We start from the raw sequence: 14,174 nt of genomic DNA on the forward strand, positions 1-14,174 counted from the left end.
AAGGAGCGAAATGCCAAGATTTAGTAATTCAAGTAACAGCTTATATTTGAATGTGTATATTGATGAAGCTTCAACAGACGTTTCAACTAATACTTCAACCATCAACTGGCAGTTGACAGTTAGTCGTTATACGTACTATCACACGTTCAATAAGCAGGGAGACAGTACGTTATCTCTAACTTTGGACGGCCAAAATGTGCACTCTAGCAATCCAGTTTGGGAAGTCTGGGACGGCGAAGTAACTCTCGCTAGTGGTTCAAGCACAATCTCACATAACTCAGACGGTCGCAAGACACTGCCTTTCTCATGTACTTTCAACCCTAACAATGGTTTACATGGAACTATCACAGTTTCAGGAAACCTCGGTCTGACTGCTATCCCACGCTCAAGCTCTGTAAGCGTGAGCGCTGGGATCATTGGTAGTTCGGTTACTATCAATATTAACCGTCAAAGTTCAAGCTTCAGGCATACAGTGCGTTATGCCTGGGCTGGCAAGTCAGGAACGATTGCCACGAATGTAGACACCTCCACAACGTGGACGATCCCTCTTGACTTTGCAAACGACATCCCGACCTCAGCAAGCGGTACAGGGACTATCTATGTAGATACTTATTCAGGATCTACTAAGACCGGAACGCAGTCAACCACACTGACGGCTAGCGTGCCAGCGAATGTGAAACCCACATTTTCAGGGATTTCATTGTCTGACCTAAATGGTGCAGCTCAAAATCTCATCCCTAAAGCTGATACATTCATCCAGGTGATCTCTAACATCAAAGTAGCGTTTAATGGCGCAGTCGGTTCTTACGGCTCATCCATCACTGGATACTATGCTGAAATAATCGGCAAAAACCAGTCCACAAGCTCAAACGGTGGGAGCTTAGGCATTATGAACTATCACGGCACCATCAAAATCAGAGCTAGTGTATCTGATAGCCGTGGACGTTGGTCAGACGCTAGAGAGGTATCTGTCATAGTGCTTGAGTATTTTGCTCCAGCATTGAGTTTTAGCATAGCTAGAACAGGCTCAACCTCTAGCACCTTGACCGCTACGAGAAATGCAAGAATCGCCCCTCTGACTGTCTCAGGCAGTCAAAAGAACTCAATGACCTTGACTTTTAAGGTTGCAAGGCTTGGGACTACTAACTTTCAAGTGGATACAGGACCAGCTACTGGATCCTGGACAAGTATCTCAAACCTAGTCAATTCGCAGGCTAATCTTGCAGGGAACTATCTAGCTAATCAGTCATGGGTGGTTATCGGTATCCTTGAGGACAAATTCACTCGCACTGAGTTCATGGTCAACGTGGCCACAGAGAGTGTGGTCTTATCTTATGATAGGTCAGGGGTTGGTGTCAATAAAATTCGTGAGCAGGGCGCTCTTGATGTGAAAGGTGACATCTTTGCTAATAATCAGCCTATTCAACAGTATCAGTTGACTCAAAATAACGGAAAAGTTTTGAACGCTGAGAGGGACTGGAATGATTACATAAATACTGGGCTATACATGGGGTCCAACCTATTAAACTCTCCTCAAGGAGGGAATGGCTGGAAACATGTGCAGGTCTTTAAGCACAATGACAATTGGGTAGTGCAAGTTGCCTATGATTTTCATGGCCAAATAGCAGCCGTTAGATCTAAAACCAATGGAACATGGAATCCTTGGAAGTATCTTGCAACCGTACAAGCAACTATTTCAAGAAAAATTGAGCTAGGATGGTATGTGAACGGCACTGCTACAAGAAATGGCAACGTGGTTACAATTTCAACAGAAAGAAAAATTACAAATATCAACACAGTTTCAGACTATCGAGAAGTTAAAGAAACAATCCCAGCTGGATTCAGACCAACTCAAGAGGTTAACTTTATCTTACAAGGATTGTCTGACTCAACAGTAACTGGAACGGCTATCTTGCACCTTGCAACAGATGGGAAAATCCGTCTTACAAGTAAATCTCAAGGAAATAAGTATTGGACAGGCACAATAACTTATATTACAAATGACCCTTACCCTTAATAAATGAAAGGAATATATATGAAACTAGAATATGGGACAAAGTCCTTGGAATATGACGGCAGTGGAACAGCATCAGCTACCAAGGTCACACTTGTCAACTCAAATGGTGCTATCGTACCTATCTTGCTACCGGCTGATAAAATCAGTTTGTCCAATACGGAGCTTTTTGAGCTAGCCTTGGAAGCTCTCTATCAGGAGAATTTCCCACAACGTGCTGAAAAAGAGAAATTTAACCAAGTAGAGGCGCAACTCAAGCAAAATAAGGAAATTGCAACTAAGGTAGAGCAAGCGACCGTAGAGAACAAAGAAAACCTTTATGCGGTTTCAACTATCACTGAGGTCTTGAGTGCCGTGGTAGTATCTCAAAATGGTGGCATGCCTACCTTTGCCTATGTAAAGGTAGCAAATTTCATCAAGCCTCTTGTAAAGAGTACGCGATACGGAAACGGCGATATTGTCGCAATGCCGTATCCGTTTGAAACTAATGCTAAATGGCCAAAGGGCACGCAAACTATCTTCATGTTTCAAATGAGAGCAAACGAGGGGTTCACTTGGAAAGATCAGTCACTATCTGATATGCTTCAGCAAGGTGTGCTTACTGTGGTCATGCCTAGAATCGATTAAGGAGGATATATGCAAATCGAATTTTTCAATTTTTTTCGTAGCGTCGTCCAGACTGAAGACGGTCTGGTCTTGTACGCTCTTGCTTTGATTGTTTCGATGGAAATCATTGATTTCCTGACTGGAACGATTGCTGCTATTGCCAATCCCGATATCGAGTATAAGAGTAAAATCGGTATCAATGGGCTTCTTCGTAAGATTTTAGGGGTCCTTTTGCTGATGATTCTTATCCCGATGTCCGTACTCTTGCCTGAAAAGACAGGCTTCGCATTCTTGTACTCGATTTATCTCGGGTACATCGCATTTACTTTTCAATCACTCATTGAAAATTATCGTAAATTAAAAGGAAATGTCACTCTTTTTCAGCCAATTTTAAAAGCATTTCAACGCTTGTTTGAAAAAGACGAAGATAAAAATAAAGGAGAATAACACATGATTAACTGGAAAGTACGTTTTAGCTTTAAAAATAAAACATTCTTATTGCGAGTGGCATTCGCACTAGCTTTGCCAATTCTCGCATATTTCAATCTTAAACTGGAAGATTTGGTTAGCTGGGGAGTCATTTTAGACTTGCTTGGTAAATTCTTCGCGAACCCTTATCTTGTGGGGTTGACGATTGTAAATATTCTAAATATCATTCCAGATCCAACAACTGCTGGGCTTTCTGACAGCAAACGGGCTCTTGACTATCAAGAACCAAGCGAAGATTAGGAGAAAACAATGAAGAAAAACGACTTATTCATCGATGTATCTAGCCACAATGGATACGATATTACAGGTATCTTGGCTGACATGGGTACACAGAATACTATTATCAAAGTTTCTGAAAGTACAAATTACCTAAACCCTTGCCTGTCTGCTCAAGTTGAGCAATCCACACCAGTTGGATTCTATCATTTTGCTTGGTTTGGTGGTGACATTGAAGAAGCTGAGCGAGAAGCACGTTACTTCCTTGATAATGTGCCCCAAAAAGTAAAATACTTGTGCCTCGACTACGAAGATCACGCAAGCGGAGATAAACAGGCAAATACAGATGCTTGTATTCGCTTCATGGAAATCCTCAAAGAAAATGGCTATGAGCCAATTTATTACAGCTACAAGCCATTCACGCTCAATAATATCTATTATGAGCAGATTCTTGCGAAATTCCCAAACAGCCTTTGGATTGCCGGGTATGGTTTAAACGATGGTAACGCTGACTTTGAATATTTCCCAAGTATGGACGGAATCCGTTGGTGGCAATATTCTTCAAATCCGTACGACAAAAACATTGTTTTACTAGATGACGAAGAAGCTAAACCTAAATGGAAAAAGAATGATACCGGATGGTGGTATGAATATCCTGACGGATCTTACCCAAAAGACAAATGGGAAAAGATTGATGGCATCTGGTATTGCTTCGACGAGAGAGGTTATTCAATAGCTTCTCGCTGGTTGAAGGATGATAGTAAGTGGTATTATCTCAAAGAAAATGGCGCAATGGCCATTGGTTGGGTGCTTGTGAATGGCAAATGGTACTATCTTGATGCTTCAGGAGCGATGGTCACTGGTTGGGTTCAATACAAGGACAAACTATACCATCTCAAAGAAGAAAATGGCGAAATGTCTTCAAAAGAACTTGTCAAAGTCGAAGGAGGCTGGTACTACGTCAACGAAGATGGCAGCCGTTCAGACAAACCAGCATTTGATGTATTACCTGATGGACTAATTGTTACTACAAAATAATTTTTTTAAAACAGAAAGGAAAATTTCTAAAATATTGTTCGAATTGTTTTAACCGCAGGCTTATGCTTGCGGTTTTTTGTTTGCTCTGGAACAAGAAAATATCTAACTGACCGACGTTGATGTCGGCCAGTTACAAAATAAATGATTTGTCTGAAAATTGACTTGTTGAGGTCAACAAATAGTATTAAATCGCTTGGTTGCCAATTTTGTTGATGCCAACAAAATTGTTCTGGAAGTACTTTCTGAATTAAAAAAAGTTTAAATTTCTTTGTGTTATTTGTTGACAAACTATCTTACATGTTATATAATATACTTGTAAGATAAATGAAGGAGAAATCAAAATGAAATCACAAGTTATGACATTGGCATGGAAAATCTTCAAAAACGAAAAGAACGATGTAACATTCTCAGAAGCCTTGAAATTGGCTTGGAAAGTAGTTAAACGTCAAAATATGGCTGATGATTTCTATTTCTTCCATTCTTCAAATGTGAAATTCCAAGGAGTTAAGAAATGGTTTGCTGAAAAAGAATTTTACGGACGCAACAAGAAGAATTTGGCCTTCATGTCTGTTAGTGCGATTAGCATCAATGAATTACTTGAGGAAACTGAGAAGGCTGTTAAACTTGAAATCGTAACACCTTATGGAACCTCTACTAAATGGTATCCAAAGAGCGTACTTGCTTAATTTAAAATCAAAGGAGAAACTAAAATGGAAATCAACAACGACATCAAAGACTTAATTTTGGAATATGTAGGACGATACTTCAGATATGAAAATGATTTCTACAAACTACCAGGTATCAAGTTCACCGATGCCAACTGGCAGAGATTCAAGAGTGGTGAGACCTCTATCGAGAAGATGGGCGCTGCACGAGTGAATGCTATGCTGGATCGCTTATTTGAAGACTTTGAATTAGCCATGATTGGTAAGGCTCAAAATAGCTACTATCTGAATAATTCTCTTAAAATGAACATGACATTCCACGCTTACTATGACCAATTCAAGAAGCAACAACTTATTAAATGGATTGAGAATAGCCGTGAAGATATCATCGGTGGTGCTGGTCAAATGATGACTGCAGGTGGAAACTGGATTTCTAGCGCTTATTTGAGAGTAGCCTTGGAGAGTAGCAGTCTAGGAGATGGGTCATATATGCTTCAAATGCGATTCAAGAACTACTCTCGTGATCCAAGACCAATTCCAGCTGGTCGTCAAAATCGACTTGAATGGATTGAGAAGAACTTGGAGAATATCCGATGAGAGAGAATATAATCGGGCAGAGATTCAATCGTCTCGTTGTCATAGAAGATGACGGGACGAGGTCTTCTAAAGGAGAAATCAAATGGCTTTGTCAATGCGATTGTGGAAATCTATATCATGCCCTTGGATACAGATTAAGAAACGGTCGAACCAAATCTTGCGGGTGCCTTAACGACGAGAAGAAGCGCGGCCGATTCAAAGATTTATCAGGAACCGAAACAGATAACTTCAAGATTATTGATAGAGCCTACTCTAAGAACCAGCGAGTATGGTGGAATTGTATCTGCAAGCATTGTGGTCAGAGCGTGATTCTTAATAATAACCTTATCGGTCATCAGACCTCTTGTGGATGCAGACGTGGAGCGTCCAAGGACTATATGGACTCTATCCGAGATCCTGAGAGTCGAAAATCTACAAAACCAACTGCTAGAAATAACACGGGGGTTCGAGGTGTTTATTTTAATAAACGGAAGAAGAACTATCAGGCATTTATAAATGTTGACAAAAAACAGAAGTATTTGGGCAGTAGCACCTCTCTTGAAGAGGCTATAAAAATGCGCAGGGAAGCAGAAATAAAATACGGATATAAATAAAACAGTGAGTAAAACTCACTGTTTTTGTTGCAATGTATGGGCATAATCAGTCATACTGATAGCATGTTTTAGGCGCATGTTCATAATATCTGATACACCATTTTTATATTTATCCACGGCCTGAATAGATACGCCACAGTTTTTGCTGATAGCATAGGCTGTGGCGTTGTCTAAAAGCCAGCGGATAGCTTTAATATCTACTGACATATATTACCTCATAAAATACCAAACTACAAATAGGAGTAGAAGAAGTCCAATAATAAATTCAACTTTTTCACGCTTGGTGGTTTTTCTAATTTTTAGATTTACTTTCATTATTTTTCCTGTTATAATTTAAGTACACCCCCGAAGGGGTGGATAGTGATTTCTCACTATCCAAATTCGATGTGCCATTCAAAGCTGATTATAAATAAGTTTATTTTGATGACTAGCTTATTTGTTTTTACTTTGAGTGGCTTCTTTTTGAACTTAAACATTTTGTTTCCCTTTCTACTAGTTTCCTTGTCTAAGGTTTCCTCCTTAACCTTATGTATCTATTATACAACTAAAGTTGTATAAAGTCAATAGTTTTGATGAAGTTTTTTTAATTTTTTCAAAAAAAATAGACCTTGTCCAGAGGTCGGGGAGTTGGAGGGGACACCCTCCAAAAGCGTTGATTTAATAAGATTTTATTTTACCTTTTTCATAATAATCTCCCTAAAGAAGTCACCCAATCAGGTGGCTTTTTTGTCAGTTTCTAAGTTATATTTAGGTGTCTTCTTGAAAGTAGTACTCCTTTTAAGACAAAGAAAAAAACAGTGACATTACTCACTGATTCTTTTGTAAACTATTAAAACTAAATTGCAGCCTTCTCAACTATACGGGCAAAGGTTAGTATGAAAATGAATACGAAGATGAATACGATTTAAAAAAATGAAGAAAATCAACGGAAATTATTTTAAATAAAAATAAGCAAAAACTCAACTATTGAAAAGCAACAGAAAGTATTGGCAAACATTTGTCACTTATACCATAGTTCGTGACAGTTCCTAGTTTTTTTGATAAAATCATACAGTATGCCTTTGGGCACAAAGTATGAGCTGGGACTGTCTTTCCCAGCTTCGGAGGTAGAAAATGTCAGATTCACCAATCAAATACCGTTTGATTAAGAAAGAGAAACACACGGGAGCTCGTCTGGGAGAAATCATCACCCCTCACGGCACCTTCCCAACGCCTATGTTTATGCCAGTTGGGACCCAAGCTACTGTCAAGACTCAGTCACCGGAGGAGTTGAAGGAGATGGGTTCAGGGATTATTCTGTCCAACACCTATCACTTGTGGCTCCGTCCAGGGGACGAACTCATCGCACGCGCAGGTGGTCTCCACAAGTTCATGAACTGGGACCAGCCTATTTTGACAGATAGTGGTGGTTTTCAGGTTTATTCCCTAGCAGATAGCCGAAATATCACAGAAGAAGGCGTAACTTTTAAAAACCACCTCAATGGTTCTAAGATGTTCCTATCGCCAGAAAAGGCTATTTCTATTCAGAACAATCTAGGCTCAGATATCATGATGTCTTTTGATGAATGTCCTCAGTTTTATCAACCTTACGACTACGTTAAGAAATCAATCGAGCGTACTAGCCGTTGGGCGGAGCGTGGTTTGAAGGCTCACCGTCGTCCACAGGATCAAGGTTTGTTTGGGATTGTACAGGGGGCAGGATTTGAAGACCTTCGCCGTCAGTCAGCTCACGACCTTGTCAGCATGGATTTCCCAGGATACTCTATCGGTGGTTTGGCAGTGGGAGAAACGCACGAAGAGATGAATGCGGTCTTGGACTTCACAACTCAACTTCTTCCTGAAAACAAACCTCGCTATTTGATGGGTGTGGGAGCGCCAGATAGCTTGATCGATGGAGTTATTCGTGGTGTGGATATGTTTGACTGCGTCTTGCCAACTCGTATCGCTCGTAATGGGACTTGTATGACCAGTCAGGGACGTTTAGTTGTCAAAAATGCCCAATTCGCCGAAGACTTTACGCCACTGGATCCTGAGTGTGATTGCTACACATGTAAGAACTACACACGCGCCTACCTTCGTCACCTGCTTAAGGCCGATGAAACCTTCGGTATCCGCTTGACTAGCTACCACAATCTTTACTTCTTGCTTAACCTGATGAAGCAGGTCCGCCAAGCTATCATGGATGACAATCTCTTGGAATTTCGTGAGTATTTTGTGGAAAAATATGGCTACAACAAGTCAGGACGCAATTTCTAAAATGGAATTTATAGAAGCTAAAAATCCTACGTTTTCTCGTAGGATTTTTCTTCTTTTTTTGATAGAATAAAGTGTATAACGAAAGGGAGAATAGACTCGTATGCGTATTAAATGGTTTTCCTTGATTAGGATTACAGGTTTACTTTTGGTGCTTTTGTACCACTTCTTTCAAACGATCTTTCCTGGAGGATTCTTTGGGGTAGATGTCTTTTTCACATTTTCAGGATTCTTGATTACCTCTCTCCTCTTGGAAGAGTTTGGAAAGAAAAGCCAGATTGATTTGCTGGGCTTTTTTAAGAGACGGTTTTATCGTATCGTGCCACCTGTGGTGCTGATGGTTTTAGTGACCATGCCCTTTACTCTCTTAGTTCGTCAAGACTATGTTGCTGGAATTGGTGGCCAGGTTGCTGGAGTTCTCGGTTTTATGACCAACTTCTACGAAATGTTAACAGGGGGAAGTTATGAATCCCAGTTCATTCCGCATCTCTTTGTTCACAACTGGAGCCTAGCTGTTGAGGTTCACTACTATATCCTTTGGGGCTTAGCGGTTTGGTTTTTATCGAAACGTTCAAAATCTAGTAGTCAATTGAGAGGGATGGTCTTTCTCCTTTCTGCTGGAGCTTTTATCATTAGCTTTTTCTCCATGTTTATTGGTAGTCTAATGGCGAGTTCCTATTCATCTGTCTACTTTTCAAGTTTGACCCATGTCTATCCCTTCTTTTTAGGAAGCATTTTGGCGACGGTTGTGGGGGTTCGTCAGACGAGCGATTTAGTCAAGCAGTTTGATCGGATGTGGGATATTCGTCAGAATCTACTGGTATTTGCTGCAGGTCTCTTGGTGTTAATGCTCTTGACTTTCTTTGTCAAGTTCACCTACCTGTTTGCGTACTTATTTGGTTTCTTGCTAGCAAGTTTAGCGGCAGTGACCATGATTTTTGCTGCGCGTGTCTTGCATGAGAAAACGCCTGAGATACAAGAACCTCGGATCATTACATTTTTAGCGGATACCAGCTATGCGGTTTATCTCTTCCACTGGCCTTTTTATATTATCTTTTCTCACTTGATGAGTAATCTGCCTGCTGTTATTCTGACGATCATCTTTTCTTATTTCTTTGCTATCCTATCCTTCTATATTATTGAGCCATTGATTGCCGGTAAGACCAATCCTTTAATACGGAAGATTAGTCGATTACCTCATATTAAACCAATTAGTGCTAGTGGTGTTGGTATTCTTACTTTGATTACCTTGATTATCATAACTGTGGCTCCCCAAGTTGGAGCTTTTGAGATAGACTTGATGGTCAATGGTTTCAAACAAGCCCAGACCAACTTGGATCAGATGAAGAAATTGGCTGAGCAAGCTGAAGTCAGTCGCCTAGGAATTTCGGAGGGAACAAGCCTGATTGGAGATTCGGTAGCCTTACGAGCCAATACAGCCTTGCAAGAGGCGCTTCCTGAAGCAAATATCAATGCCCAAGTTAGTCGAACGACCAAGCAAGCCAATGACATCATGCTCAATAACAGCCAGAACAAGGTACTTCTAAAAACAGTTGTCATTGCAACGGGTGTAAACGGACCAGAGAATTATAAAGATGACTTAGATACGATAGTTAAAAATCTTCCCAAAGGCCACCATCTGATTCTTGTAACTCCTTATGAAGGTGACAAGAGCAAGGAGACTTACAAATCAGTTGAGCAGTATGCGACTTATGCGAGAGAATTAGCTGAAAAGAATCCGTATGTGAGCATCGCTGACTGGAATAAGGTTGCTAAGGAACACCCTGAAATCTGGGCTGGAACCGACCAAGTCCACTTTGGAAATGATAGCAACATGATTGAAGAAGGTGCTAAACTTTACGCAGAGACGATTGCAGCTGCTGTTAAGGCTGCTCAAGAACTGCCTGTGAAATCAAAATAAGATCAAAGAGTTGGAGAAATCCAGCTCTTTTAAAATATCTATGAAAAATAGGTCTATACCATTTACAAATGAAAAAGAAAGGTTTATAATGTAATTGACATAATAAATTCTAGAATCAATCTATCAAGGAGGTTATCATTATGCCTAATTATATTAAAGCGGATCAGTTTTTCTACCCACACGGAGTTCGTCGTGGCGGTTACTTGGAACTTGTGGATGGCAAGTTTGGAAAGCATGTAGAACAGATTCCTGAAGGAGCTGAGGTGATTGACTATACAGGCTACAGCATTGCTCCAGGACTTGTGGATACCCATATTCATGGATTTGGTGGTGTTGATGTCATGGACAATAACATCGAAGGTACCCTTCATACCATGAGTGAAGGGCTCCTCAGCATGGGAGTAACGAGTTTCTTGCCGACAACTTTGACTTCTTCTTATGAGCAATTGCTCGCAGTAACAGAAAATATCGGTGCCCGTTACCAGGAAGCAACTGGAGCGAAAATTCGGGGTATCTATTTTGAAGGTCCGTATTTCACAGAGAAATACAAGGGAGCTCAAAACCCTGCCTACATGAAAGATCCTCGTATGGATGAGTTTCGTGCTTGGCAAAAAGCAGCAAATGGCTTGCTCAATAAAATCGCCCTTGCGCCAGAACGTGAAGGTGTAGAAGACTTTGTTCGTACGGTTACGGGCGAAGGTGTGACGGTTGCTCTTGGTCACTCAGATGCAACATTTGACGAAGCTAAAAAGGCAGTAGATGCTGGGGCTAGTGTTTGGGTACATGCCTACAATGGGATGCGTGGTTTGACTCACCGTGAACTCGGTATGGTTGGAGCCATGTATCAATTACCTCATACCTATGCAGAGTTGATCTGTGACGGTCACCACGTGGATCCGAAAGCCTGCGAAATCCTTATCAAACAAAAAGGAACAGAAAATATTGCTCTTATCACAGACTGTATGACAGCTGGTGGATTGGAAGACGGCGACTACATGTTGGGAGAATTCCCAGTAGTTGTTGCCAATGGAACTGCACGCCTCAAATCTACAGGCAATTTGGCAGGTTCTATCCTCAAACTCAAAGATGGTTTGAAGAATGTTGTCGAATGGGGCATTGCGAATCCGCATGAAGCAGTCATGATGGCCAGCTTCAACCCAGCAAAATCTGTTCACATTGATGATGTCTGTGGACAAATCCGTGAAGGCTACGATGCTGACTTTATCGTGCTAGATAAAGATTTGGAATTGGTAGCTACCTATCTAGATGGTGTGAAACGTTACCAAGCCTAAGAAGATAAAAAATAGGGGTCAATAAGGGACTCCTATTTTTATTATCAGATGAAAATAATAGGATTAAAGAAATTTCTAATGGGGGAAACAAGCAAAATTCTTTCCTTGTTTTGAAAAATTCGTTATAATATACGGTACAAAGGAAGTAGTGAAAATGTATCGTGTTATAGAAATGTATGGGGACTTTGAACCTTGGTGGTTCATGGAAGGTTGGGAAGAAGATGTCATCATGAGTCAACGTTTTGACAAGTACTATGATGCTCTAAAATATTATAAATCATGCTGGTTTGAGCTGGAAAAGAAGAATCCTCTTTATAAGAGTCGGAGTGATTTGATGACTATCTTTTGGGATCCTGCTGATAAACGCTGGTGTGATGAGTGTGATGAGTATTTGCAGCAGTACCATTCTTTGGCACTTTTACAGGATGAGCAAGTCATACCCGATGAAAAACTACGTCCAGGTTATGAAAAACAAACAGGTCAAGAAAAGCACCGTTCTTGCCGCATGAAATTGAGATAAAAAAAGCAGCTTTTAAAAGTTGTTTTTTTTATTTTTTTGCGAATAGTTAGATAAGGAGGGCGGTATGGTACAAGAAATTGCACAGAAAATTATTGCTACTGCGAAAGAAAAGAAGGCTCAGGATATCTATTTCATTCCCAAGGAAGCTACTTATGAACTTCATATGCGAATTGGTGATGAAAGGTGTCTCATTGACTCCTATGATTTTGAGGTTTTAGCTGCAGTGATTAGTCATTTCAAGTTTGTGGCGGGTATGAATGTAGGAGAAAAACGCCGTAGTCAGCTGGGCTCTTGTGACTACCAGCATGGAGAGAAGGTATCTTCTCTGCGCTTGTCAACCGTAGGAGATTATCGGGGACATGAGAGTTTGGTCATTCGTTTGTTGCACGACGAGGAAAGGGAGTTGCGCTTTTGGTTTCAGAATCTAGCGGAGTTAGGAGAGCAGTACAGGCAACGGGGCCTCTATCTCTTTGCAGGTCCAGTCGGCAGTGGTAAAACGACCTTGATGCACGAATTAGCTAAGTCTCTTTTTAAGGGGCAGCAGGTTATGTCCATCGAAGATCCTGTCGAAATCAAGCAGGATGACATGCTCCAGTTGCAGTTGAATGAGGCGATTGGCTTGACCTATGAAAATATGATCAAACTGTCTCTCCGGCATCGTCCTGACCTCTTGATTATCGGTGAAATTCGGGACAGTGAGACGGCGCGTGCAGTTGTCAGAGCCAGTTTGACAGGTGTGACGGTCTTTTCAACCATTCATGCCAAAAGTATCCGAGGTGTTTATGAGCGCCTTCTGGAGTTAGGTGTGACGGAGGAGGAACTAGCAGTTGTCCTACAAGGTGTCTGCTATCAGAGATTAATCGGGGGAGGAGGAATCCTTGACTTTGCAAACAAAGACTATCAAGAACACCAGCCAACTAGCTGGAATGAGCAGATTGATCAGCTTCTTAAAGATGGACATATCACAAGTCTTCAGGCTGAAACGGAAAAAATTAGCTACAGCTAAGCAGAAGAAAATCATCACCCTGTTTAACAATCTCTTCTCTAGTGGATTTCACTTGGTGGAAATTATTTCTTTCTTGGGCAGAAGTGCCCTGTTGGAAAAGGACTATGTGGCCCAGATGCACCAAGGTTTGTCTCAGGGGAAATCCTTCTCAGAAATGATGAACAGCTTGGGTTTTTCAAGTGCCATTGTGACTCAATTATCTCTAGCTGAAGTTCACGGAAATCTCCATCTGAGTCTGGGGAAGATAGAAGAATATCTGGATAATTTGGCCAAGGTCAAGAAAAAGTTAATCGAAGTGGCGACCTATCCCCTGATTTTGCTGGGATTTCTCCTGCTAATCATGCTGGGGTTAAGGAACTATTTGCTGCCTCAACTGGACAGTAGCAATATCGCCACTCAAATCATCGGCAATCTGCCACAAATTTTTCTGGGACTAGTGTCGGTTTGCTCTCTGTCTTTACTTTTGGCCCTCACTTTCTACAAAAGAAGTTCCAAGATGCGGGTCTTCTCGATGTTGGCACGGGTTCCCTTTCTAGGAATCTTTGTCCAGACTTATCTGACAGCTTATTACGCGCGAGAATGGGGCAATATGATTTCTCAGGGAATGGAGCTGACGCAGATTTTTCAAATCATGCAGGAACAGGGTTCTCAGCTCTTTAAAGAAATCGGTCAAGATCTGGCTCAAGCCCTGCAAAATGGTCGGGAATTTTCTCAAACCATAGCAACCTATCCTTACTTTAAAAAGGAGTTGAGTCTCATCATCGAGTATGGGGAAGTCAAGTCCAAGCTGGGGAGCGAGTTGGAAATCTATGCTGAGAAAACTTGGGAAGCCTTTTTTACCCGAGTCAACCGCACTATGAACTTAGTACAGCCACTGGTTTTTATCTTTGTGGCTCTGATTATCGTTTTACTTTATGCGGCAATGCTTATGCCCATGTATCAAAATATGGAGGTAAATTTTTAA

The 14,174-nt window shown here is 41.1% G+C and carries 14 protein-coding genes; 13 read left to right on the forward strand and 1 reads right to left on the reverse strand.

The genetic code is table 11. The annotated features are described in order from the left end of the window. Positions 1-10 precede the first annotated feature (10 nt). From ACVBD2_RS01215 to acrIIA6, 7 genes are all read left to right on the forward strand, one after another. Positions 11-2,017, forward strand: coding sequence for a DUF859 family phage minor structural protein (locus tag ACVBD2_RS01215; protein ID WP_461685897.1), 2,007 nt, complete (start codon positions 11-13; stop codon positions 2,015-2,017). An 18-nt stretch (positions 2,018-2,035) separates the two neighbouring features. Beyond that, positions 2,036-2,641, forward strand: coding sequence for a DUF1366 domain-containing protein (locus ACVBD2_RS01220; protein WP_033585793.1), 606 nt, complete (start codon positions 2,036-2,038; stop codon positions 2,639-2,641). Between the two features lie 9 nt (positions 2,642-2,650). Continuing rightward, positions 2,651-3,067, forward strand: coding sequence for a phage holin family protein (locus ACVBD2_RS01225; RefSeq protein ID WP_033585792.1), 417 nt, complete (start codon positions 2,651-2,653; stop codon positions 3,065-3,067). A gap of 3 nt (positions 3,068-3,070) precedes the next feature. Next, on the forward strand, positions 3,071-3,349 hold the full coding sequence (locus ACVBD2_RS01230; RefSeq protein ID WP_033585791.1) for a phage holin: 279 nt from the start codon (positions 3,071-3,073) through the stop codon (positions 3,347-3,349). A gap of 9 nt (positions 3,350-3,358) precedes the next feature. Next, positions 3,359-4,363 carry a GH25 family lysozyme gene (locus ACVBD2_RS01235; RefSeq protein ID WP_095725770.1) on the forward strand — a complete coding sequence of 335 codons (1,005 nt, stop codon included), beginning with the start codon at positions 3,359-3,361 and terminating at the stop codon, positions 4,361-4,363. A gap of 341 nt (positions 4,364-4,704) precedes the next feature. Then, on the forward strand, positions 4,705-5,049 hold the full coding sequence (locus ACVBD2_RS01240) for a hypothetical protein (RefSeq protein WP_247945288.1): 345 nt from the start codon (positions 4,705-4,707) through the stop codon (positions 5,047-5,049). 24 nt (positions 5,050-5,073) lie between these two features. Beyond that, on the forward strand, positions 5,074-5,625 hold the full coding sequence (gene acrIIA6 / locus ACVBD2_RS01245) for an anti-CRISPR protein AcrIIA6 (protein ID WP_247945289.1): 552 nt from the start codon (positions 5,074-5,076) through the stop codon (positions 5,623-5,625). Positions 5,626-6,233: 608 nt separating this feature from the next. On the opposite strand, the gene ACVBD2_RS01250 is transcribed toward acrIIA6, so the two are convergent. Continuing rightward, positions 6,234-6,425, reverse strand: a complete 192-nt coding sequence (locus ACVBD2_RS01250; protein WP_247945290.1) for a hypothetical protein — start codon at positions 6,423-6,425, stop codon at positions 6,234-6,236. Positions 6,426-7,331: 906 nt separating this feature from the next. Here ACVBD2_RS01250 and tgt point away from each other — a divergent pair. The 6 genes from tgt (at position 7,332) to comGB (ending at position 14,174) form a co-directional block, all read left to right on the forward strand. After that, positions 7,332-8,474, forward strand: coding sequence for a tRNA guanosine(34) transglycosylase Tgt (tgt, locus tag ACVBD2_RS01255; protein WP_001285249.1), 1,143 nt, complete (start codon positions 7,332-7,334; stop codon positions 8,472-8,474). Positions 8,475-8,574: 100 nt separating this feature from the next. Further along, entirely contained in the window at positions 8,575-10,392 is a 1,818-nt protein-coding gene (locus ACVBD2_RS01260; RefSeq protein ID WP_461685898.1) for an acyltransferase family protein, read from the forward strand. 140 nt (positions 10,393-10,532) lie between these two features. Beyond that, complete coding sequence (gene nagA / locus ACVBD2_RS01265; RefSeq protein WP_084953580.1) at positions 10,533-11,684, forward strand: N-acetylglucosamine-6-phosphate deacetylase; 1,152 nt, start codon at positions 10,533-10,535, stop codon at positions 11,682-11,684. A gap of 154 nt (positions 11,685-11,838) precedes the next feature. Next, positions 11,839-12,204 (forward strand): DUF1033 family protein, encoded by a 366-nt coding sequence (locus ACVBD2_RS01270; protein WP_216728919.1) that lies wholly within the window; start codon positions 11,839-11,841, stop codon positions 12,202-12,204. Between the two features lie 64 nt (positions 12,205-12,268). Then, positions 12,269-13,210: a competence type IV pilus ATPase ComGA gene (gene comGA / locus ACVBD2_RS01275; RefSeq protein WP_461685899.1), complete on the forward strand. Its 942-nt coding sequence runs from the start codon at positions 12,269-12,271 to the stop codon at positions 13,208-13,210. Beyond that, positions 13,158-14,174 carry a competence type IV pilus assembly protein ComGB gene (comGB, locus tag ACVBD2_RS01280; RefSeq protein ID WP_461686288.1) on the forward strand — a complete coding sequence of 339 codons (1,017 nt, stop codon included), beginning with the start codon at positions 13,158-13,160 and terminating at the stop codon, positions 14,172-14,174. Before comGA ends, comGB begins: the two co-directional genes overlap by 53 nt.

The organism is Streptococcus sp. KHUD_018 (assembly GCF_054861215.1).

Coding starts and splice junctions, on each gene's coding strand:
- comGA (WP_461685899.1), top strand. CDS start 12,269: ATGGTACAAGAAATTGCACAGAAAATTATTGCTACTGCGAAAGAAAAG.
- ACVBD2_RS01235 (WP_095725770.1), top strand. CDS start 3,359: ATGAAGAAAAACGACTTATTCATCGATGTATCTAGCCACAATGGATAC.
- ACVBD2_RS01250 (WP_247945290.1), bottom strand. CDS start 6,425: ATGTCAGTAGATATTAAAGCTATCCGCTGGCTTTTAGACAACGCCACA.
- ACVBD2_RS01230 (WP_033585791.1), top strand. CDS start 3,071: ATGATTAACTGGAAAGTACGTTTTAGCTTTAAAAATAAAACATTCTTA.
- acrIIA6 (WP_247945289.1), top strand. CDS start 5,074: ATGGAAATCAACAACGACATCAAAGACTTAATTTTGGAATATGTAGGA.
- ACVBD2_RS01240 (WP_247945288.1), top strand. CDS start 4,705: ATGAAATCACAAGTTATGACATTGGCATGGAAAATCTTCAAAAACGAA.
- ACVBD2_RS01220 (WP_033585793.1), top strand. CDS start 2,036: ATGAAACTAGAATATGGGACAAAGTCCTTGGAATATGACGGCAGTGGA.
- comGB (WP_461686288.1), top strand. CDS start 13,158: ATGGACATATCACAAGTCTTCAGGCTGAAACGGAAAAAATTAGCTACA.
- nagA (WP_084953580.1), top strand. CDS start 10,533: ATGCCTAATTATATTAAAGCGGATCAGTTTTTCTACCCACACGGAGTT.
- ACVBD2_RS01215 (WP_461685897.1), top strand. CDS start 11: ATGCCAAGATTTAGTAATTCAAGTAACAGCTTATATTTGAATGTGTAT.
- tgt (WP_001285249.1), top strand. CDS start 7,332: ATGTCAGATTCACCAATCAAATACCGTTTGATTAAGAAAGAGAAACAC.
- ACVBD2_RS01225 (WP_033585792.1), top strand. CDS start 2,651: ATGCAAATCGAATTTTTCAATTTTTTTCGTAGCGTCGTCCAGACTGAA.
- ACVBD2_RS01260 (WP_461685898.1), top strand. CDS start 8,575: ATGCGTATTAAATGGTTTTCCTTGATTAGGATTACAGGTTTACTTTTG.
- ACVBD2_RS01270 (WP_216728919.1), top strand. CDS start 11,839: ATGTATCGTGTTATAGAAATGTATGGGGACTTTGAACCTTGGTGGTTC.